General features: G+C 47.8%; 17 protein-coding genes. All 17 read right to left on the reverse strand.

The window, feature by feature from the left end:
• Nucleotides 1-1,953: 1,953 nt before the first annotated feature.
• Nucleotides 1,954-2,394, reverse strand: coding sequence for a hypothetical protein (locus PHO71_RS05380; RefSeq protein ID WP_300200050.1), 441 nt, complete (start codon nt 2,392-2,394; stop codon nt 1,954-1,956).
• A gap of 195 nt (nt 2,395-2,589) precedes the next feature.
• Nucleotides 2,590-2,988 carry a helix-turn-helix transcriptional regulator gene (locus tag PHO71_RS05385; protein WP_300200053.1) on the reverse strand — a complete coding sequence of 133 codons (399 nt, stop codon included), beginning with the start codon at nt 2,986-2,988 and terminating at the stop codon, nt 2,590-2,592.
• A 20-nt stretch (nt 2,989-3,008) separates the two neighbouring features.
• The gene (locus PHO71_RS05390; RefSeq protein ID WP_300200056.1) at nt 3,009-3,983 is read right to left on the reverse strand and encodes a nucleotidyl transferase AbiEii/AbiGii toxin family protein; all 975 of its coding nucleotides are present in this window, start codon (nt 3,981-3,983) and stop codon (nt 3,009-3,011) included.
• Nucleotides 3,980-4,702 carry a DUF6088 family protein gene (locus PHO71_RS05395; RefSeq protein ID WP_300200059.1) on the reverse strand — a complete coding sequence of 241 codons (723 nt, stop codon included), beginning with the start codon at nt 4,700-4,702 and terminating at the stop codon, nt 3,980-3,982. Before PHO71_RS05395 ends, PHO71_RS05390 begins: the two co-directional genes overlap by 4 nt.
• Nucleotides 4,703-4,794: 92 nt before the next feature.
• The gene (locus tag PHO71_RS05400; protein ID WP_300200062.1) at nt 4,795-6,978 is read right to left on the reverse strand and encodes a type IV secretory system conjugative DNA transfer family protein; all 2,184 of its coding nucleotides are present in this window, start codon (nt 6,976-6,978) and stop codon (nt 4,795-4,797) included.
• Between the two features lie 11 nt (nt 6,979-6,989).
• Entirely contained in the window at nt 6,990-7,601 is a 612-nt protein-coding gene (locus PHO71_RS05405; RefSeq protein WP_300200493.1) for a DUF1566 domain-containing protein, read from the reverse strand.
• Between the two features lie 45 nt (nt 7,602-7,646).
• Nucleotides 7,647-8,153, reverse strand: a complete 507-nt coding sequence (locus PHO71_RS05410) for a hypothetical protein (RefSeq protein ID WP_300200065.1) — start codon at nt 8,151-8,153, stop codon at nt 7,647-7,649.
• 16 nt (nt 8,154-8,169) lie between these two features.
• Nucleotides 8,170-9,003 (reverse strand): conjugative transposon protein TraN, encoded by an 834-nt coding sequence (gene traN / locus PHO71_RS05415; protein WP_300200495.1) that lies wholly within the window; start codon nt 9,001-9,003, stop codon nt 8,170-8,172.
• Between the two features lie 25 nt (nt 9,004-9,028).
• Nucleotides 9,029-10,300 carry a conjugative transposon protein TraM gene (gene traM, locus PHO71_RS05420; RefSeq protein WP_300200067.1) on the reverse strand — a complete coding sequence of 424 codons (1,272 nt, stop codon included), beginning with the start codon at nt 10,298-10,300 and terminating at the stop codon, nt 9,029-9,031.
• 1 nt (nt 10,301) lies between these two features.
• Nucleotides 10,302-10,781: a hypothetical protein gene (locus PHO71_RS26160; protein ID WP_367279882.1), complete on the reverse strand. Its 480-nt coding sequence runs from the start codon at nt 10,779-10,781 to the stop codon at nt 10,302-10,304.
• A 1-nt stretch (nt 10,782) separates the two neighbouring features.
• Entirely contained in the window at nt 10,783-11,397 is a 615-nt protein-coding gene (gene traK, locus PHO71_RS05430) for a conjugative transposon protein TraK (protein ID WP_300200070.1), read from the reverse strand.
• Nucleotides 11,398-11,433: 36 nt separating this feature from the next.
• Nucleotides 11,434-12,573: a hypothetical protein gene (locus tag PHO71_RS05435; protein WP_300200074.1), complete on the reverse strand. Its 1,140-nt coding sequence runs from the start codon at nt 12,571-12,573 to the stop codon at nt 11,434-11,436.
• 7 nt (nt 12,574-12,580) lie between these two features.
• Complete coding sequence (locus PHO71_RS05440) at nt 12,581-13,294, reverse strand: DUF5045 domain-containing protein (protein WP_300200498.1); 714 nt, start codon at nt 13,292-13,294, stop codon at nt 12,581-12,583.
• Between the two features lie 32 nt (nt 13,295-13,326).
• A complete protein-coding gene (locus tag PHO71_RS05445) occupies nt 13,327-14,058 on the reverse strand; it encodes a hypothetical protein (protein WP_300200501.1) in 732 nt (243 codons plus the stop codon).
• Between the two features lie 22 nt (nt 14,059-14,080).
• The gene (locus PHO71_RS05450; RefSeq protein ID WP_300200077.1) at nt 14,081-16,657 is read right to left on the reverse strand and encodes a hypothetical protein; all 2,577 of its coding nucleotides are present in this window, start codon (nt 16,655-16,657) and stop codon (nt 14,081-14,083) included.
• Nucleotides 16,654-19,632: a TraG family conjugative transposon ATPase gene (locus PHO71_RS05455; protein ID WP_300200079.1), complete on the reverse strand. Its 2,979-nt coding sequence runs from the start codon at nt 19,630-19,632 to the stop codon at nt 16,654-16,656. The genes PHO71_RS05450 and PHO71_RS05455 overlap by 4 nt, the downstream gene beginning before the upstream one ends.
• A gap of 12 nt (nt 19,633-19,644) precedes the next feature.
• On the reverse strand, nt 19,645-21,102 hold the full coding sequence (locus PHO71_RS05460; RefSeq protein WP_300200082.1) for a hypothetical protein: 1,458 nt from the start codon (nt 21,100-21,102) through the stop codon (nt 19,645-19,647).
• Nucleotides 21,103-21,215 lie beyond the last annotated feature (113 nt).

Below are 21,215 nucleotides of genomic sequence, written 5' to 3' on the forward strand. Positions count from 1 at the left end.
TTCCACCGTGCAAAGGTAAAGACCAATACATCCAAAGAAGAAAAAAGAGCCGATAGATTATCAACAAACTATCAACAGCTAAGACGATTATGATACTTTTTTAGTCATAAACAACCTGAGTAGTTACTATTTACATGAAGCTAAAACCAAGTAGTTTATACAATAAGCATTTTGCACAGTGCAAAAATAATGATTTGTATACGTAAAAAGAAACCAATCGGTATGTTTTAAAACACCGAAACCCAATTTAACTTATATTAAAAAACTAGCTAATACAGATTTATATTTCTGATTTCATCCCTATTCTGCGCCATCACATAGCGCATGTTGATAATAAGGATAATATCTATCAGCTTTCGGTTACTCAGGGTAACTCAAGTGGAAAAATCAGTATATTTGTCCTAGTTTGTGCGTAGGAAAAAGAATCGTTCAGGTATCATCTGTGCGGTGGTTGTCAGTAAAGTTCGTGGGCGATCCCGAGAAATATTCGGGACAGCTAAATTTACGGAGGAGCCAACACCCTTTTTAGCAAGTCTCAATTATGGTTGAGCCCTCATATGGTACGGTGTCCAGTTCTACGTTCTCATTTTTGAGCACATTTTAACAAACAAATAAGCTGATAAGATGTAGACTTGAATCACATCTACCACTACATGGACAAGTTATATAGCATGCAGATGGATTTGGCTCAGCAGATCAGTGTGGTGCATACACGGCAAATTTTTGGTACTCAACTTGGTCTTATGTTCTACGATTTAGTCGCCTTTTACTTTGAAGCGGTTATGACTGACGTATTTCGTAAGCCAGATTTTTCCAAAGATGGTAAAACGGAGAGTCTGTCACAGGTTGTGCTCGGGTTACTTGTCAGCGAGGATGGTTATCCTCTCTCATAGTCGTTGTACAATGGTAGCCAGTATGATGGATTTGACATGATTCCAATGATAGATGACTTCAAACAGCGGATACACAAGGCGAGGACTTCATCATCGTTGCTGATTCCGGCTTGATGAACGGGAATGACGTTGCATTGCTGCGAAAGGACAACTATAAGTATGTACTTGGAGCGAGGATAAAGAGCTAGAGTGCAGAGGTGAAGAAATAGATTCTTCAGCAGGACAAAAAAGACGAAGACTACAACGAATACAGGCGTAGCAACGGGGAACGTAATGGGTCATTAGAATTTCGAAAGGATCACTGGAATGCGCCCCATGTTTCATTTTACCGAACGGAGGATAGTAGCACATATGTTTCTGTTTTATACCTATAATGTATATAAGGAGTTAGAGCGCATCATAAATTGAAAGGTATAGACATGAGTGCTGATAGGATACTGGATGTTGTAAGAACAACAACTACTATTGGGGTAAACATGTCGAAGAATGGAAAGGTATATACCAATTCCTGCCGGCAAAGTATCAGGTGGTCAAATCACTTTTCGAAGGCAAAGAGGCAAATGATTCAATTGAATGAGGCATTGAAGAGGTCTTTAAAATACTATTTGGTATTTTACCATTAAAAAAAGAGAGCAATGCAGCAAAATGTAAATGATAAAATATTAATAAATGGTATATTGGCATACAATTTAAACCAAGTAGCTATATAATAAACATCTTGTATGCCGCTAAAATAATGATTTCCGCATCGCAAAAGAGACTGCTTGGTATGCCTTAAACACCGAATGCAAATTTAATTTTTAATAAGAAATAAATCAATAAAGATTTATACTTATACGCTAAGTATTGACTTCACAAAAATGAAATGCATAAAAATTTAAACGAATATTATTTTTGTTTACATACAAAGAATAAAACAAGTGTGTTTTTCAAAAAACAATAATAGCCCTCAAACCGTATAGAACAGAGGGGATACAAAGCAATATGCATAATTATTTCGCAAAAAAAACAGAAAGATGAATGGCTAATGTTTATCTTGCTCTTGATCTTGATCTTACATTCACAATCTACGGTTACACTTTAAATGCTGCTCGTAGTCATAAGCATCCAGCTTCGGAACTGACTTATTGCTCTTATCGTTATAAAACAAGCGCAAAATAAGCACTGGCCAGAACAAGGGAATAAGACACATCAGCACTAAATTCCAATTAATATTGAATGAGCCGTCAGATGACCGTTCTACTTTCTTTTTCTCTCGACGCACCTCTTTCGGTTTCTTCTTGGATTTTTCAGATGTGCTTCCTAAAAAGCGAAGAATGCAATGAAAAGCATACCAAGCACTCGCTACCAAGCAAGCACCAAGTAGATTATCTTTCGCAAAAAACAGATAAGCAACAGCGACCCATGCCAGAATAGCAATGACTTCCTGAAGCTTTTGTAGAAGATAAACGATTCCCGCTACAATAATAATACCTATGATAATACTACTAATGATTTCCATGACTCTTATATCTTATTTCACATGCAATTTATCATGTCTTTTTCCAACAAGTACTCTATGGTACTTCTCTCTTTTTACATAGCTAATCCTTGAAGTGAATGCTTTTACAAATATAACAAATATTATTTATTTTCCAACCGCCTTACCGGTATTAATATCATTAAGTGTGAAATATCTGAGAAATTGATGCCTTTCTCATTCCAACTTTTCCAATGCTTCCATTTTTACATTAAACCGATTTTGTATATCAGCCAACCGACTATTCTGCTCTGTCTTATATTGCTCAAATAGCTCGTTAACAGACTCCCGAATCAGCGAAGCCCTGCTTTTAAGCAGTTCACTGGTGGGAGAAACAAGTTCTTCCTGCATAATTTCAAGAATAGACATCTTCTCATTGAAAAGCCGGTCCAGACTGATGTACGATGCGTAAAACTCCAATGCCTTAATCAAAAAGTCGGAGTTCATGCCTTTTCCATTCTCCAAACGGAAAATATAGGTTTGCGTAACACCTAGTCTTTCTGCCACTTCCGTTTGGCTCAACTTGAATATCTCACGCACCATCTTTAGTCTTTTCCCCAGTTGTTCACTATTCATCTTTTACTTGCATCTTTAGATTAAATACCAACACTCTCATTTAGTTTTCCATTCAGGAAACCGATAAATTCAGTGATACGCTCTTCAATATCATTCTTTGCCGGAATAGGGCTGTAAGCGAGCAATGATAACTCCCGTTCATACACTGGACTTATTTTTTTCCATATTGCTCCGAAATCAGTGAGCAATGGTGCTTCATGTAGCGAATGTTCCTGCCATCCTTCCGGCTGAGTGAACACCTTTTTATCATGTTCAGCCAGTTCTCGTAAATCGGCAACTAAATTATTCCGAGCATAATTCGCACACTCTATATCAGCCAGCAGAAAGTACAGATCATAGAAGTGCCGTATCTTTCCTGCAACCCCTTCCGCCGGGTTCTCCGAAAAAGAGAACCGCAGCAGGGATACTGTCTTTTCACAGAGTGTCCGCCTCTTATCCAATATATTCAATTCAAACGGTTCCAGTCCAAATTCCCGAATATAATTCTCCAATCCGGTAGATTGGAGATATTGAGTGATAAAGCTTTGTATTGGCTTTCTCTCATACGGGTAGGGGTTCGCAAATGAATTCACCTCCACAACAATTCGATTTGCCACCTCTTGGTAATTCGTATTTATCATTGCCGGATATTCGTGCAATGATTTCCGGTATCGTGAACCTTTGCTTGTCACCCCCTCTACATTGACTTCTTTCAATCCATTGGTCATTTGAAATACGATTTTCTTGATAGCCGTCTTAACCTGATTTCCATTCTGCTCTCCTGTAAGGATAGCCACATCGACATCTTCCGAAAATCGGCTAATTAACCCATACCCCTTAGACAAGGAAGTTCCTCCCTTGAAAACGGTCATATCCGCGTATTCGCATTGCGACAACTGTCTCAGCACCAGACTAATCCAATAATCTTTTTCGATATACTGGGTTTGAATATTCAGTTCATTCGATGCGGCACGTATTGCCTGGGAAAACAAATCCTTATTTTCATCAAGTCTCATTTAATCCTCCATTTCTTCATTTGTGGTAACACCGATCCATCTATACCGAACTGAAAATAAGACAGCGGGTTTAAAGAATCATACACACGCTTTACTGATTCCTCCCCCCATAATTTTTCTACCATAGCTCCGAATAGGGCTCTGGTAGCGGGAGGGTAATTCATCAAAAGCTCGACCAATGCTTCCAGTTCATTCTCATACTCTTTGAGAATGAACAATAATCGCCTGCACGACTGGCTTACATCAGCATCGGGAATCTCCTTGATCATCTTGATGGTATCAAGCAATTGCAGGAGGGGAATGTTCTCTTCCGTAATTTCATTGTGCTGCAAGAGGAACATCACGGGAACGATTCCTCGTTGCCGTCTGTTCTTTTTCACTCTTGTGCCAATCTGCACAACATTGGGTACCTGGGTTGTCAGCGCAAACTTATTAAATATAGCGTATCCAGTCACATATCCGATTCTCTTTCCATCCTTCAGCAGTAAATCCTTTACTATCTCTTCCTGACTTGGTTTCAGTTTTCCGAAAACCGACCGGATAGGCTTATAAAACTTACCTCTGGCAAATTTCTCAATATCCCCATGCTGAACCATTCGGTTTAACTCTTTAATCACTGATTCCGAATAATTCATAGGTATATTCAGATCTCGGTATGAAAAAATCATATCCGCCTGCATGACTGAGATCTTGCTTCTAACTTCACCTGTAATAGTCATATTACCTCCTTTTTTTGCAAAGCTACAAACATTCCAGTAATTAAGCCCTATTACTGGAATATTTTTTTGAATTATTCCATTTTACGATTCATCTACTTTGCATTTCCTTGATTAAATACTTCGGCAAGAAGTTGTTTGATATCCCAATCTACTTGAATGAAGTTGGTATATAATATCCGTTCTCGCGCATCTTTGGATGCAAAGGTATAGAATTTAGGTAATGCAACGTAGCCGGATTCCTCTTTTTTGATCTCTTCCATATCAAAATCCGTTTTACAGAAGAATTTGGAGGTCTGAAACTCTTCTGCTTCGAGAATATTCAAGCTGTCCCGCCTGCCGGTTCGTGTCTTGATAAAGTCACGGGCTACCTGTCCACAAATCCAGCCGGTGGCCAAATCCGCAATCTTTGAGGCGGGAATCAGGTTGTCCATATTCTCATTCAGGTTGATAGAGGTTTTATCCCGGTCTATCGTAACGCCTTTCTTCATCTGTACAATCTTGCCGAAGATGTCATTGCTTAACCATTCCAAGGTCTCTTTGCTTCGGGCGGAACCTGACACCACATTACCAACCGTAGTGATAATTTTCTGCATACCCACTTTCCCGTAATCAGCTTCCAATTGCGGTAACTCCTGAAAGCCCAAAGTCACCGCTACCTTGTTGGAACGGGCAGTGCCAATCAATCGGTCTATCTTATGGAAATAGAGCGTAGGCAACTCATCCACAATGATGCTCGTAGGGATATTCTTTCCCTGTCCGGTATTCACCCGGGTGACAAGGCGGTTCAAAATAAGGGCGTTCAACGCACCGATGATGCTCTCCATCTCCGGGTCATTGGCAATCAGCAAGTAGGAGGGGTCATCGGGGTCGGAAACTTTCAAATCGAAGTCATCGCCATCCTTGTGGAACACCCAGTAAGATTCTTTCGTAGCAAGACGCGAAGTATAAACACGCAGTGTACCAATCATACCTTCCAACTGCTCCATTGCCTTGTTCTGCAAAGCAGTTTTGAAAGGAGCCAGCAGCGGAGCAACCTCATTATCTGTTTGCAGCACATCGAAGATGGTTTGGTATCCCTCATTCAAGAACGAAAGGATATGCGGCATATCGGAGTATTTGCCGAGCCAATAGTCCGGTATCACTTCCAAGCCTACAGAGTTGAATACCCGCCCTGTCGGTGCATTCCGTTGCAGGGAAGGATTCCACTTGATTTCGGCACGCAGCTTGTTCCCGCTTTTGTCAAACGGATCTTTCTCATAATTTACAAAGAAATAGATGCAGGCAGCAAGGAAGTTCACCGCCGAAGTCTGGAAGAACTGGTCCGAACCGCCGCCGCCCTCTTTTTTCCCTTTCTGTAAGGATTCAAGCAGTGTTTCCGCCGTCTCGGAAGCAGCGGCCAGATTGTCGATGTATTTCTTTTGAATGGGATTCACCCGTCTGGAATATTCCACATCCACAAAGTTAATCACGTTGAACTTGCATCCTTTGGGCAACTGTCCGTTTCGTTTATTCTTCAAATAATGGTAATAGAGTTTTGTGGCGAGTGTCGGAAACTTATAGTCGTAGACCACCATCGCGAACCCCTTCGCACTGTGTTGCCGGATGAACGGCTCAATAATGGAGAATGTCTTACCCGAACCCGGCGTACCGACCACCCACGTGCCTCGGAAAGGGTTCATCACATTCACCCAACCTTTGCGGAACTTGCCTTTATAATAGAAGCGCATGGGGATGTTGACGGAGTACTCGTTTTCCTGCAAGAGCTTGCACTGTTGGAAAGACTCGTTTTCAAGGTTAAAACGGTCTTTGAGCAATCCTTCCTTCAGGAACTTGGAGATATTATCCAGTGCCACGTGCACCAGCACGGTGCCAATGACGGACACCAGCATGTAAAATAGAACGTTGGCACGGAAGCCGTAGAGGGTGAAACCCCAATCGTGCAGGAACAGCCAGACGGAAGTACCCAGCAACAGGAGTCCGCAAACCAGCGGATAGAACACCTGCCGGCGTCCGTCAAACTCGATATGCTTCTTGTTGCGTGTACCCACGCAGGTAATGCAAATCAAAAAGAAAGTAGCCAGTTTGCAGTAGACGAGGTTTCCGTCTTGGTAAATAAACCATTGCTTGATTCGCTCATGAATGTCGCAGAGCACACCGCCCCAGCTATCCAGTAGTGCTGGGTCGATGGCATACTCAAAAAACTCCAGCAGGACGGAGATATAAATCACCGCCCTGAATATCTTATAGGCTCCTTGCAGCTCCTTACTTTCTTCCATAATTTTGCAGATTAGTAATTAATGGTAATAATTGGTCGGGCTTTTTGGCAAAGGTTCTTCGGTGTTTCCTGTATAGCACCGCTTTTCAGCGAATACAGCCATGCTTTCTCCTTTTCCTGTCCCTTTACTTCCGTCGAAGTCCAGTACCAGCACGCATCCGCTTCATCAGGCAGAGTGTCGCCACCACAAGTTTCAAGAACTGGGTTAATGAGGGACTTCACCGCTTTCAGGTAACGCATTTGGGCGACGGATGGCACGTAGGCACTCTGCCCGTACCGCCACAATTCTACCACCTGTTGCGCCAGCGGAGACGAGGCATCCCGTCCGGAATACAAGGCATAGGTGTTGGTGTTCCCGTCCAACGCCTCGGTATCGGCGGAGGTGTTTTGGGCAATGCCTGTCGTATCGGAAAAAGCCGACGGCTCCAAGTCCCAGAGATAAACAGCGTATCCTTTCCCATCGATGCCCGCATCATAGTTCACGTGAAAGACTACGGCAATGGCTTCCTTGCCACTTGCCCGGTAGTTGTCTAAAGGAAGAATCTCCCCATCCGTACAAAGAATCTGGCACACCGCCAGTGAGTTGTCCGGGTATTCAATATGCCCATCGCAGCCAACCAGCATAGCTGCCAGCAACAGGAACGAAATTACAATCTTGTTCATACGCTCTTATTTGATTGGAAATTTAACACCAAGTACCAGACCGGTTCTGAACAAGTCTTTGCCATTTATCATCAAGTCGCTTTTTACTTGCCAGAACAGCACAAGCCCGCTCCGCATCGCATAGTTCTGCTCATAACCTACGTGGACACCGCCGAGGAACTTATCCCGGTCAGAACCAACGGAAGCACCCAATCGGATACGTCCCACCGAGTTTCGGGTACGGACAACCGCAGGCTTATAAGCCGCCCCAACGCCCCACGCACGATAACTTTTCCAGAAGGATTCGGGGCAAACATGCCCGCATGAAGAGCAATCCTCCCATTTCAGATACACATTCCCGAAATACTCCCACGCATTGTGGTAACGGGTTTCCTGTTCCAGCCCAATGGTCACATCCCACCCGCGCTGGTACAGCAACCCTGTACCGACCTGAACAAACTTATCACCGTCCGAAGCATTGGCCTTTACCGATAACCCAAACAGAACAATCCCTATCATCCATATTTTTTTCATTTTTCTTTCCCTTTAATTATTCCACCTTGAGTAGCGCATCATGAAAACTATCCGCACTCAGCACATCCTCATAATCAATATTGAGCGAAACCGTTCGCCCCGAAATCTGCTTTTCGTTCACCTCGATGCACAGTATCTTATCATTGGGAAAGGTCAGCTTCTTGATCGCAATCACGTTCCGGTATCCGGAGCGGAAAGTGGTCGATTTCTCCAGCATCATCTCCGGATACAACTCGATGGTCTGTGCATTGGTCGCCTTCGTAATCTTCTTGTCCGAGAGTTTCAACCGTATCTCATCAATATCGAAGCGGATATTCGTCCGGTTACTGATAGAAAAATCCAGAAAGAAGTAATCGCCCGCCGTATAGATATTGTTCAGCCGCATCCGTAAACGATTACCCCGTGAACTGACATCCCGGTAACGGGCCGGTGAGTTCCATATCTTCCGGGCAAAAGCATACATATCTTCCGTAGACAGACTTACAGCGGGATTGTGATAAGGCACCGTTTCTGGTTGCCGTATCTCCTTGTCCGTGACTGCCTCCGAGATGCGGGACGTGTAAACCAGCCCGTACTGAGCACGGTAACGTTCGGTCACAATGGTAACGACTCCCAGTATGTCCCCATCCACAGCCGCCTCTTTGGGTTTAAGGCGAATCACGTTGTTAATCGGCTGGTCGCCCACCACCTTGTTGGTCGAAATGTCCACAAAGCGGATATTCTCTCCGGCTGTAACCAGAGTGGTCACCTGTTCGTTGACCGTCAACACTTCCATTTCCATGAAAGTATCTTGCGCAAAGGCGGGAAAGGCAGCCACCATTCCTACCATCGCCACTAAAAGCTTTTTCATCTGATTCTTCATTGATACTGTTTTTTTAATCGTTTTTCTTTTCCCTTCCGTTGACAAGATAGACGAAGCTGCCATACTTCAGCTTTGCCTTGTTCCTCTTGACCGAAGACGAGAGGGCATTGGTCGTTTTCTGGTAGGCATTGTTCAGTGCCTGCATTCCCCACTGTTGAAGCATATTCCCTCCACCGGAATTATTATTCAGGTTCATCGTTCCGCCGATGGCTCCGCTGGCCACGTTCTGCGCAGTTTCGCGAAACTTGCTTGACGGCACGTAAAGCCCCTCCAACCCGTCCGTATCGTACACGGACAGGCTCACCTTCACCAGCTCGTCCGCCACAAGAACACTCTCCACTTTACCCTTAACCCGCTGTGAGCCGAACCCGGAAACGGTGGCGTACAGGTAAGAACCTTTGCTCACTTTGTAGTCGCCGATCATCACATCGTCTAGCAGCCGGAGGCGGACACGGGAACCATCCGTAGCCTTGATGTCCTCGTCGATGATGGCTTTTATCAGGTTGGGCTCCGGCTCGTTTTCGGCAATTGTATTGAAGTAGTCCGAAGTCTTGTTCACCGCCTTCACTACCGTTTTGGCTGCCTCGTTCTCGTCAATTCCTTTGACGGCACCATCGGTCGCATCTATCTTCCGTTCCGCAACAGGGGCGGCTTTCGGAGCAGCTTTTAGGGTTGCTTGCGAAGCAGAGGAACGGGAGTTCACCGTATCGGCACCCGCCGGCTCAAGCCCCTTTTGCCCCTTCAGACGGGCTTCGGCCAATGCCTTGTTCAGCTCCGCCATCGCATCATTCTGCCGTTTCTGGGTGCGGTCAAGCCGTTCTTCGTCGGTAGCAGGGAGGGCAGCTTCCCCGCCGTTCATGCCGTCGCCCTTTTCCGCTCCGCTCCGGATGCGTCCCTGCATCTCCCGCAACCGTTCCAGTTCCTGAGCCTTACGGTCGGTATCCTCATCCAGCAACGCCAGATCTTCATCCGTATATTTGGAAGAATAATCCTCTTTATTTTCCTCAGTTTTTCCTCGCTCAATACTCTCCACCGCACTGTAATCCTCAATACGCCCGTAGGATTTCAACATATTCTCGTAACGGTTACCAATGCCGTCGTCCTTTATCTGGGCTTGCGGTAGGTTGGAATTGAGGTATTCCGTCGTTTCCAGCGAGGTCGCTTCTTTGATCGGTTCGGTGTCGAACAGGTCGAAGATGAAGTAAGCCGTGGCAAGCAACGGAAGAAAAATAATCAGCGGAAGGATGTACTTCGGCTGTTTGAAATTGATCTTGTCTGTCAGCATATCACTCTTTTTTTAGGTTGTTTATTCGTACCAGTTGTTCCAGAAGGAACTTCACCCGCAGGGAGTCTTCATACGTCATCGGCTTGCCCGTACCGGTCAGGGCATCTACCTCGCGTTCGAGCAGTTGCCGTTCTTCCCCGTAAGGGTCACGTCCGGCGGCAGGCTTTTTGATCACTCCTTTCTGCCGAAGCCGGGAATCCTGCCGTTCGATGGCTGTCTGCGTCTCGCCTTGCTGGTTGTAGGCACCGAACATCCGGTACACGTTGTATCCCAGACAGACGACAACGAATCCGAAGACGATGGCAAGGAACGTTCGCGGATGCAGCAACGCAAACCGTTGAGTTTTGCCCGCTACCTTATCCACGCCCAGTGCCTTGGCGGCATCCCGTCCGGCTTTCACTTCGTTTTCGCGCTGCTTTTGGTATTTCGGATCATCCTTGTCAGGCATCTTCTCTCCGAGTATCAGGTTCTTCCATCCCATGTTAGTAGTTGCTTTTGGTTCGTTGTTCGATGTCCTTATTGAGCAGTGTCCGCCAGTTCACGATTAGCAGTCCGTGGGGGTTGTTGTCCGTGCGAGGCACCCGTTTCAGTTGTCCGGCAGTCACCAGTTCACGGGTCAGGATGGTGGTGCGCCGTTCGATGCGTTGCCGTCCGTAGTAGGTGAACTCCAACTTCTCCATGTCCAGCTTGATGCTGTCGCAAAAGATGGAGAAGACAGCCGACGTGCCCATGATGTTGCTGTAAAACCCTTTTTCTTTCAGGGTATTGTACTGGGCAAGCCCGGTTTCGTCCACCAGGTACATTGCCTTCTCCATCGTGTACTTGATGTACTTGTCGTCTGGTGCCAGCGTGAAGAAGTAGTGGTGAAACATCTCCACGTGCGAGCGGGCTTCCACGTCAATCGTTTCGTCCATTGTCGTCCGTGAGACGAGGATGGGCACGGTGCCGTCCAATACGTAGATTTTCTTTTGCGAGTCGATGACCATGTTCGTGGCAGTCACCATCGAACCGATGCAGATGACCACGCAGCCCACGATGACCGAGATGGCGATGATCATCACCAATTTGATTTTGTTTTCCAGATTCTTTATGAGCATATTCTTATATATATAGGTATAGTCGTTTTTAATTCGTTATCGCAGCATCCCGCCCGTGACGGTATTCATTGCCCCGCTGGCAGCCATCTTCGCCTGTTGAGCAACCCCTTCACCAAAGTTTCGGGTAGAGAAAGCGGTGTCCCCCTCCGGTATCATCCACGAAGCAAGGTCGGGCACAAGGTTCAGGCACTTCAACGCAACGATAGAGGCCGCCATCAGGTAACCCGCCGAGAAGAAGCTATTTTGCAGATACGATGCCATCGTATTCTCCGACTGAGTAATGGCGGACAGGTTTTCGTACTGGATGCAGAGCACAATATCAAAAAGCAACAATACGTAGAAACCCACAAAGTAGAGCATCGCCCCATAGAAATGCACGGTCAGGTAACGCGTCAGCCATTTCGCCCAAGAGCTTTCCCATTTGGGCAGCATCGAGAACGCCCACTGGATGGGGCCGAAGATGGTCAACATCCCCAATAGGATTTGTTGGCAGTAGATGGTCGCCCACCAACCGATGCGGAAGGTAATCAGTGCGATAATCATCACGATTTTATCAATACAGACAGTCACGCCACCCACCAGCGAGGTAAACCACAATTGGGAGGCATCCTGTTCCATTTTCGTTACGTTCTCCACCCCGGTCTGCTCCATTGTAGCTTCTACCAGCGAGCTTTCCGTCGTTCCAGTATGGGCAATGTCCGCTTGCGCCTGAAGACGGTTGTACATCGTATCGCGCACATAGATCAGTTGTTGTATCTCCCCGAACTTGTCCGATATTTGTGTCGCCTCGGCTTCGTACAGGTCGTGCGTGTACGAACCGATGCAGTTGGGAATGTACGAGAGAAAGTCCAATACGCACCAGCTTCCGCCCCGTGCCATGCCGGTGTCGGCTGGCGGGTACCACCAGCACATCACAATAGCGATGGCCAACGGACGGAACAGCTTCATGATTTCCAGCGGCTCGTTTTTCACCATCATCTTGTAAGCCATGCTCCCAGCCACAATCAGCGAGAACAGAGCCGCCAATGCCATACTCATCTGTAATATCCACCAGAACGGCCCTTGCGAACCCGTAAAGGTCGCATCGCACAGGAACTCGTTGGTTTGGAAAATCACATCATCAATCTCTTCTTCCAAGAGACCAATGCCAAAATCTGATAATATATTGTCTGCCATTGTTCTGTCAGTTTTGGAGGGGACGGCTACTCGTTCTCATGCCGGATGCTTTCCAGCGCGACATCGCCGCCTTTACAATGTCCGGCTTATTGGCGGTCAGGTTCTGGGTAGCCTGTTGAAGCAGTTCATCCACCTTTTGCGAATTGGACAACCGTACCAAGTAGTTCACCAGCAGTTCGTTTTTCCGTGACACGTCTTCATAAATCCGCAGGTACTCCCGCTTGCGTTGGGCATTGGGCATATACGCATCCTGCGTGGAGCGGATGGCGCAGGAATACACATTATAATACTGCATCCAGTAATCGTGTTCCTCCCCGCTGCCGCCAATCGTGCGCACCCTGCCAATATTCGTCAGGTAGCCGCTCATCTTTTCCGATAGCTTAGGACCTTCCGCTTTCCAAGCCAAGTCGAGCGCACCACCCGAACGGTCTGCCACGTTCAACGCTTCCACAGCCGCCCGCTTCACCAGTGCCGAATCAATCTGTTCCGCCTTGTCCTTCTGGTTGTACAAGTTGATACCCGCTGTGGTACGGAACAGGGTTTTGTTCTTGGATGCCGCACTCTTCCCGTAATTTTCATGGAGCGTGTTGTAATACCAGGCCGGGGATAGCGTTCCCGTTCCGGATTCCATCACCGTCACCTGATTCATCTTAGCATCATCATGTTCGTAAGAGACTTGGACACCTTGTGCCCACCCCGCCGGACTTCCCAGCAGGAGCATTCCACCCAATAATAAGTTTTTCGTTTTCATTGTCAATTCACTTTTATAGTTATACCTGATTTTCGCCATCTGCCGAAGGCATCCTCAATCATTTCTTGTTTGGTTTTCGTCCGGTACACCTTCTCTTTCCAGTAACCGATGCGCAACTGCACATAGTTCCATGTAGCGATGTAAGCCCGGTTCACCAGCCATCTGATTTTATCCAGCGAGGTATTGATGCTCTCCAGTACCACCATCAGGTCGGCGGTAGAGCAAGCAGCCGCACCCGTCACGTAGAGCACAAGGTCGTAAACCGACTTATACAGGTATCCGCACTCTTTCGACAAGTTGCGAATCGCCCGGTAATTGACGGACACCAGCAGCGTGTCCGCCAGTTCGAGCTTGCCCCGCCGGATGACTTTCTCGTTGAACTCATCCAGCAAGTTCCGGTAACCGCCCAGCCGTTCCGATACCTGGTCGTAGGTCGAATAGACATTCAACCCCAGCCGCAAGGACTGGTATATTATATCGATCACGTCAAAAGCCCTCGTGTAGCGGTCAAGGTTGAAGTTCAGCTCCTTGTAATCATTTATCTGGTCTTTGCTGTAATCGTGCAACAGTTGGTTGCCATACTCCAGTGTCGCCCGTGCGATAAGCAGGCTCCGCTGGTTCTTATGGTCACGGATATAGCTTTCCACCGACGTATAATCAAAGGTCAGTTGTGCCTCGGCGCACAGAGGCAGGTACAACAGCAGCCAGAGCAGGAGCGGTCGAATCAGCTTCATCCATCGAATCGGTTTCATTAATCTAATTGGTTTCATCATCATATTTTCCGTTGTAGTGGATAGAATGGCATTGCTCCGCCGCAAACCTCAGCCACCGCTTGCGGCACTTTTCCGCAAGAGTCTGTTTGCGTCCGTTGTCTTCGTTCACGTAGGGCAGGATGTCCTTGAACACATCCAGTATGGACATCTTATAGTTCAGCATCTTGTTCAACGATACCAGATCCGCATAGATTTTCATCAACCGGGTTTCCACTTGCCGGGCAATCGCCAAGCGGTCGGAAGCCCAGAGCAGGTGGTAAGTATCATCCGTCACATCCTCTTCGAGAGGGTCGGACTTGACGTATTCCGTACTCAGCCGGCAGTTCGGGTAGGCGACTGCCAGCTCCGCCAGTTTGCCGTTGACGAGTGCTTTCTTTTCCGCATCCGTCAGTTCGGGGTTCAGGGGTATGTTCTCCACCACCTGTGTATCAGAATAGGTGGCACTGAGTTGCCAACTGATTTTCAGGATGGCACGGTGTATTTTGATACCGAGGAAGTACTTCGGCTTGCGGGCGATGGAGAGGCTGGCACTGAATGTCACCGTCCCCTTAATATTCGGAGCCGAAGCGTATCGGTAGTAGGTATAACCACTCCACCAGCCCTCTCCCTGCCACGTCAGTTTATAAGCCGTCTTGCAGTCGTTCATAATGGCGGGGATGCGGTAATAGTCGTCCGCCTGCACGTCATTGTCCGCTTCTGCCTCCGCTTTGGCTTCTTGCAACTCATCCAACTGTGTTTTCACCTGCGCGAGCTGTCCCCGTTTCTGGGTAATCAATGCACTGTTTTCGTTGATTTGCCGCCTGTACTGTGCTGCTTGCTCTTCCGTCGCCCCCGGAATCAACCCCGAAAGTCTTCGGTTTTCCGCTTCCAGCGCATCAATCTCCGTTTGAAACCCCGCCTGTTGGCGTTGGTACTCCTTCTCCTGTTTGTCCAGTTCGGACAAATCCAGTTGGTCCGATTCCGTCAATGTAGTTTCCATCGCACACGCTTTGGAGTGCTCGTCAAGGGAACCGCCACACTTGCGGCATTTATATTGCGTGGCACCCTCGCCCAACTTGGCGTTGTCCGTACAAGTCATACTAATGATGACACTTTCGCACCCTTTCAACTTGACATCATCCGCCGCCTGGTAGTAGTTCTTGGCATCGCTCTTCAGTTGGTACACGTACCCCTCTTCGTTGTCGTTGTACTCATTCAGCAAGGCTTGCAGTTTCAGTTTGAAAGTTGTCAAATCCATCTTGTAGCTGTCAAAATATTCCTCATACACCTCTTCACTCCGGTGCCAGGACTTCCGGACAATAATCTGGTAAGCATACGCCTTCTGTGTCTGCTTACCGCCTTTCGATATGATATAGCCCAGCAACGATTTCGACATCGTATACGTGTACCCGTCGTTCTGTGCGTTCAGTTGCTCGATGCGCGAACGCGACCATCCGGCATAACGTTCCGAGTTGGACAATACCTGTTCCAACTGCGAACTGCTCGGCCAGAACGAAGGGTCATTCGTTCCGAACCGCGTCCATTGCGAACCGTTGATTACGTTGTTATCGTCCGTCGGCGGGTTATATTCTGCCACCAGTTCCGAACCCGATTCCGTCCGCCCGATGTACCATCGCTGCGTGTAGTACGTCCCTTTTGTTTCATTCAGGTAATCGTCTACCCAACCCGTCAGGTTGTAAGACGAGTAGCTGAACAAGTCGGCAGCGGTAGGATTCTCTCCGAGGTACTGCCTGAAAAGCCCCGCCACCTGTCCGTCACAATCGTGGTAAATGTCGTACACGTTCTTGCCCACCTCCGCTACTGCCAATGCTTTATCCTTAAAGTTTCCATTGAATTGGGAGCTTCCCAGAATATCCATGCTCAGGTTATTGAACCCCGAAGTCGCCAGTTGGGTGCCCAATTCGTAAATTGTGCTCAAGTCCTCTTTCAGGTTCTCTTTCGTAAAATTCCCCGGCACGGATGCCAGGTCATCAAACAACGTGTTCCAATCCACATCCCCGAATTTGGAGAACTGCATGAAAGCCGCCAGCCGAGGGTCTAATTCAAGAAATTGAATATCATTGAAAGACAACCGTCCGTTCGTCACTACCGCCTCGAACTGCATACAGAGCGATTTCACCTCGGAGCAGACCTTTGTCAGGTAGGAACCCCAATACAGGGCCTGATGCGGATAGCGGAGCAGTTTTCCCGAAGCATCCCACAGTTGCGGGAGAATCTTGGAAGCTACCAGCCGGTAGATTCTCCGGTAATAATGGTTCTCCGCCCCGTCACTCCATATCCCAAGGTCGGTTAGTGCTTTTCTATCCATATATTTCGAGGTGAAGATACCTGCCGCCGCCACCTCCGCTACCCCGTATTTACCGAGGATGTCTTTCACCTGCTCGTCGTAGTATCCCTCTGCCACGGCTGCCGCTGCGTATTCAGCGGCCATCGCCGCCACCGTCCGTGTGTCATAATTGATTTTCACGTATGATTGTGCCCGTAAGCACTGCCCCGTAGAAAGGAACAGCACAAACAGCAGCAACGTGAATAGCGGCAGGGGCAGATGATTCAACTTCATGCCAATCGTTTTTCAAGGTTCAGGACTTTTCCTGCTTTGTTCACCACCTGTGCGAACTCCAGCGATTTCTCAATTCCGGAGCGTTCCCAATCCCGGCAATAGGCTTCTAACGCCTCTTGAATCGTTCCGCCCAGTTCTCTCTTGTACAGTTTCAAGGCTTCCTTTTCCGCCCGTTCCGTCGTGTAGGTCATATAGCATTCACGGGGTTCTTCCACCCCGAATACATCTCCCACCGCCCCGCGACGGATATACACCTCACGGAAGAACGAACGCCCTTCCTTGTTCTCCAGCCGATTGATGGTGAATATTTTCTTCACCTCCACATCCGTCAACCCAAGGATCGCTTTAATCTCATTGTACCGCTCCTTGAACTTCGACTGGTCCAGCAGAATCACCACATCTGAATTGTTGATGATGGCCTCCTTCACAATCGCCGAGCCGATAATATCCTGAATCTCCTGCGTGACTACGCCCACCGTCCCCCAGAATTTACGAGCAGTTTTAAACAAATATTGAATGTATTCCGCCATCAGTGGGGAAGCGATAGCCTTCCATGCTTCTTCAATTATCAAGGCTTTACGCTTCTTTTTGATACGTAGTTTCTGTTGGAAAACGTCCATGATAATGAGTGTCACAATGGGGAACAACAAGGCGTGATCCTTGATCGAATCTATCTCGAAAACGATGAACGTTTCATCGAAAAGAGAACCGTCAAAATCCTCGTTCAGTGTCTTCTCGAAATTGCCGCCCCGGTAGAAATCTTTGAGCATGAGACGGAACGAATAAAGCTCAATAGTTACGTTGTTTTCTTTACAGATATCCGGCACACGCTGCATGGCGTACTCGTAAAAACTATTAAACGACAACGAAGTAACTTTCAACTCCCTCCGCCGCTTCTCAATGGATTCAATCTGATCATTGATGGAAGACAAATCTTTCCGTTCCTTCTCCTTGGCATAAATTTCTTCTTCCGAAAGCCTCATGTCCTCCAACGTCAGTTCGCTTTCCGTCTGCATCACTTTCCGCAGAGCAGTGGACGGACTGACTATTTCCCCATTCCCGCCATCTATTCCGTTCTCATCGTCCCCGCTACCTATGCCGAACCCGCCGTTCATGCGGTCACCCATCGCCGCTATTTGTTCCGGCTCAATATATTCCAACCGCTTTTTCCACTGCCCAATCTCCTTGAGTCGTTGATGCCGGGACTTTTCCTCTTCCCTTTCATCCTCCCGATTGCGGATGTCGATACGCAAACTTCGTTGCATATCCTCCCGTTGCTGTTCGGAAAAACCCTCAAAACCATCAAAGTATGCGTCATAATATTCGGCAAGCACCATGCTGATAATCTTGTCCTCTTCCTTGCTTACCTCGCCTTGCGCCCCTTTCCATATCAAGAAAATCAGGTTCTTCAAGAAGCCCATTTTCTCCACGTTACGTTCCTCCTGGTTGATGCGGAACGGGTTCATCGTAATGGGATTTTCGTTGGTGTACGAGATGTACTTCCCACCGAAATACTCGCATAATCCTTCGTAGGAGTGTCCGGTATCTACCATCACAATATCCGTATCCTGCTCGTGCAGTTGCCGCACCACCGAGTTCATGTGAAAGGACTTGCCCGAACCGGAAGGGCCCAGACAGAAGAAGTTGGAATTATCCGTCAGCTTCACTTTCCCCTCCTTGCCGGAGATGTCAATCGCTACCGGAACGCCCTGCCGATCCGTATAATAAATTTTAAGCGCAGCATCCTCGCTGTATTTAGAACGCTCCTTGTACATCATACAAGTGGCAGCATCCGCAAGGGTCAAGAAACGGTCATAATCGGGATTCATCTGGAAACAGTTTCCCGGAAAGGAGTTGACAAACAGTTCCATCTGGTTATAAGCCCGGCGGGACAGATGAATGCCCACCCTTCCGAAGCTGTTTTCCAAATGGTTGGTCGGCTTCTGCATATCCGTTGACCGGGAGCAGCACACCATCAGGTTGAAATGGGTATAGACCAGCGTTTTGTTCTCGCGGGCAACCACATCCTGCACTTGCTTGATGTCTTCCACCGCTATCAGGTTCGACGGGTCGGGCATAGAGGCATGGCGGTTTTTCTTTTTGTCCAGTGCCGCCAGCTCCCGCTTCTGACCTGGAATGTAGATAATCTGGTTATACACCACCGTTTCCGCCTCCGGTACGGAAGCGATGTGCGACATGAAATCGACCGGCATCGAAGTATTGTTCACCGTAATATCCGTATAGGGACGTACCAACTGGGGAAACGACACACTGTCCACATCCACCAGAGAGAACATTTTGAACTTCCGGTCACCCATGCTGATGCACTCTTCATCCGCTTTGTAGTTGCTCACCGAGTAGTTGCCCCGTTTGAAGTGTACGGCAAAGTAACGGTCGACAAAATCACTTGCCTCTTTCTTATTGAGGAAAGCCGCCTGCACCCCGCCATCCTTCAATTGGTCGGCCACCTTGCGGAGCTTCACCAGAAACTCGTTCCATTTTTTCTCATCGTACTGGGTGAACCGCCCTTTCTTCACCTCCTGCGTAATGGTCAGATAAGTATAGACTTCTGTATAGGGACGCCCCTCGAAATAGTCGAAGTAAGAAGCCGAAAGATATTCTCTCTTCTTCCCTTGCTCCGGTTCCATCTCAAAGTTCTGCATACAGAACACATCCTGTTTATGCAGCGCATACCCTTCTCCCAACGTCTGCACCAATGCCGTAAATAGGTTGGAATAGTGATAATAGGCATCAATATCGGCACAATACTGTTCTACCGGATTTTCGATCCGCAAGGTAGCCGAATAATCTCCACCTCTGGTATAAAAAACACCAATCCCGTCATCGGTTTCCTCAATGGAGTAATAGATCTCCCTGAAGAGTTTCTTCCGTTTACTTCCCGTACCGAATACCGCCACGGCAATACTCATGCCGACACACAGCGCAATAAAAAAGAGAATTACATACAACGTCATAATGTGAATATTTTAAAAGAGGTAAAACAGCCGGAGCTTGAGCCGCGCAAACTGCTTGGAGAAAGCCCCGGTCACAATACCGTGGCTAAACTCAAACATATAGAAATTAGAAGCCGAAGACTCGCAGCAGGTGAGGTATTCGCCAACGGGAAGAGTAAATTCCCCCGCAGTGAATGGATTCTCAGAGTAAGGTTGCACCAAGTAGTACAGCGTAGCCAGTTCCGCCACCGAAGGAACGAAAGCCCCCCGCACGGATGACAGTGCCGTAAGCATATCATCATTTTCCCTCTCTTTCGACTTGTCCAAGAGGCTCATGGACAAACTGCATCCGTTCTTGTAACCGAACGCGCAGTTATCCGGATAAAGGAGGGAGGGTTTGTACACCAACCGGCTCTCTTTCTCCACCCCATCCGTTTGGGACGGATTAATGAATCCCTCCTGTTTGGCTCCATCCACAGTCCGGAAAATCTTTCCCGAAGAAAGTCTCCGGGAAGAGAATCGCCACAGTCCGGGTTCATCCTTCAGGGCAACCGCTTTCCCGTGCTTCCCATCCGTCACATAGACAACGGCGATGGATGCGGAGTCGTAAATCTGGCTGATACTGCCGTCGTTCTGCAAGTAATGCCCCACCTTGACAGTATCCAATTTCGCTTCGTCCGAAAAAAGAAACCCGGTACGCTCTTCCACCCAGCTTGACGTGATTTTCAATCCCGTCCCCTCCAGTGCAAGGTTCAGTTGCGTCATCTCTCCCTTTCCTAACCGGGGCAACGTCGTGCGTGCAGTGTACTCCGCAGCATTCATTCCTATCCGTAAGGTTATATCACTCGGCTCATCCACCGGCGGAAGCAGTACATCCACGAACTGGTAATTATTCATGATCCGGTCAAACGGATATACAATCGGTTGGTTTGCCCCCGTAAGGCGCAACCATTGCCCAGTATAGGGCATGTAATCCGCTCTCGTAAAAATCCGTTGCCCCGACACCGACACCTTATGCAGGCGGTCGGTCATCTGGAGGCTTTCCAGCCGCAGCCGCAACAGCGAAGTGGAGTAATTCATCCGGAATCGAACAGAGAATTGATCCGAAAACGTCCGGGACAACTCTTCCCCGTACAGGTATTCCCGATAAGGTGCTTTCAACGATAAAGAATCATTGAGGTTCAGCCCAGCCATGTAAGGATAACACACGTAGAATCGAGAGAGGGAATCTCCCGTAAGGATCTCCCCATTTTCCGGCAAGAACTGTCCTTCCGGATGATACCGGAACGGAACGCCCGTCAGGGACAACTGCTCTTCAAGCGTCGCGTCACTCGGGACGGAGAATACGCCCAGCCGATCCATACGCTTCAAGAATGCCGATGGCATCCCGTCCATAGTGAATCCGAGTACCTTGCGGCTTTTCAGCCAACCGTCACGCACGGACTCCGCCGTACTGATGGTCAGGGGAACTTCATTCTTCTGTTCTTTCATCGAGCAGGATGAAAATAACAGAAGGGAAATTGTAATGTGATACAATAAGTTGTTCATGCTTGGTAATTAACTTAAAAATAGGCTCATTGCACCAACCGGGAATGAGCCTATTG

The sequence above is a fragment of the Bacteroides sp. genome, assembly GCF_028690125.1.
In the GTDB taxonomy this organism is placed as follows: Bacteria; Bacteroidota; Bacteroidia; order Bacteroidales; family Bacteroidaceae; genus Bacteroides.

Coding starts and splice junctions, on each gene's coding strand:
- PHO71_RS05455 (WP_300200079.1), bottom strand. CDS start 19,632: ATGACGTTGTATGTAATTCTCTTTTTTATTGCGCTGTGTGTCGGCATG.
- PHO71_RS05390 (WP_300200056.1), bottom strand. CDS start 3,983: ATGAGACTTGATGAAAATAAGGATTTGTTTTCCCAGGCAATACGTGCC.
- PHO71_RS05395 (WP_300200059.1), bottom strand. CDS start 4,702: ATGACTATTACAGGTGAAGTTAGAAGCAAGATCTCAGTCATGCAGGCG.
- traK (WP_300200070.1), bottom strand. CDS start 11,397: ATGCTCATAAAGAATCTGGAAAACAAAATCAAATTGGTGATGATCATC.
- PHO71_RS05410 (WP_300200065.1), bottom strand. CDS start 8,153: ATGAAAAAAATATGGATGATAGGGATTGTTCTGTTTGGGTTATCGGTA.
- PHO71_RS05450 (WP_300200077.1), bottom strand. CDS start 16,657: ATGAAGTTGAATCATCTGCCCCTGCCGCTATTCACGTTGCTGCTGTTT.
- PHO71_RS05445 (WP_300200501.1), bottom strand. CDS start 14,058: ATGAAGCTGATTCGACCGCTCCTGCTCTGGCTGCTGTTGTACCTGCCT.
- traN (WP_300200495.1), bottom strand. CDS start 9,003: ATGAAAAAGCTTTTAGTGGCGATGGTAGGAATGGTGGCTGCCTTTCCC.
- PHO71_RS05385 (WP_300200053.1), bottom strand. CDS start 2,988: ATGAATAGTGAACAACTGGGGAAAAGACTAAAGATGGTGCGTGAGATA.
- traM (WP_300200067.1), bottom strand. CDS start 10,300: ATGCTGACAGACAAGATCAATTTCAAACAGCCGAAGTACATCCTTCCG.
- PHO71_RS05400 (WP_300200062.1), bottom strand. CDS start 6,978: ATGGAAGAAAGTAAGGAGCTGCAAGGAGCCTATAAGATATTCAGGGCG.
- PHO71_RS05440 (WP_300200498.1), bottom strand. CDS start 13,294: ATGCTCCTGCTGGGAAGTCCGGCGGGGTGGGCACAAGGTGTCCAAGTC.
- PHO71_RS05380 (WP_300200050.1), bottom strand. CDS start 2,394: ATGGAAATCATTAGTAGTATTATCATAGGTATTATTATTGTAGCGGGA.
- PHO71_RS05405 (WP_300200493.1), bottom strand. CDS start 7,601: ATGCTGGTTGGCTGCGATGGGCATATTGAATACCCGGACAACTCACTG.
- PHO71_RS05460 (WP_300200082.1), bottom strand. CDS start 21,102: ATGAAAGAACAGAAGAATGAAGTTCCCCTGACCATCAGTACGGCGGAG.
- PHO71_RS05435 (WP_300200074.1), bottom strand. CDS start 12,573: ATGGCAGACAATATATTATCAGATTTTGGCATTGGTCTCTTGGAAGAA.
- PHO71_RS26160 (WP_367279882.1), bottom strand. CDS start 10,781: ATGGGATGGAAGAACCTGATACTCGGAGAGAAGATGCCTGACAAGGAT.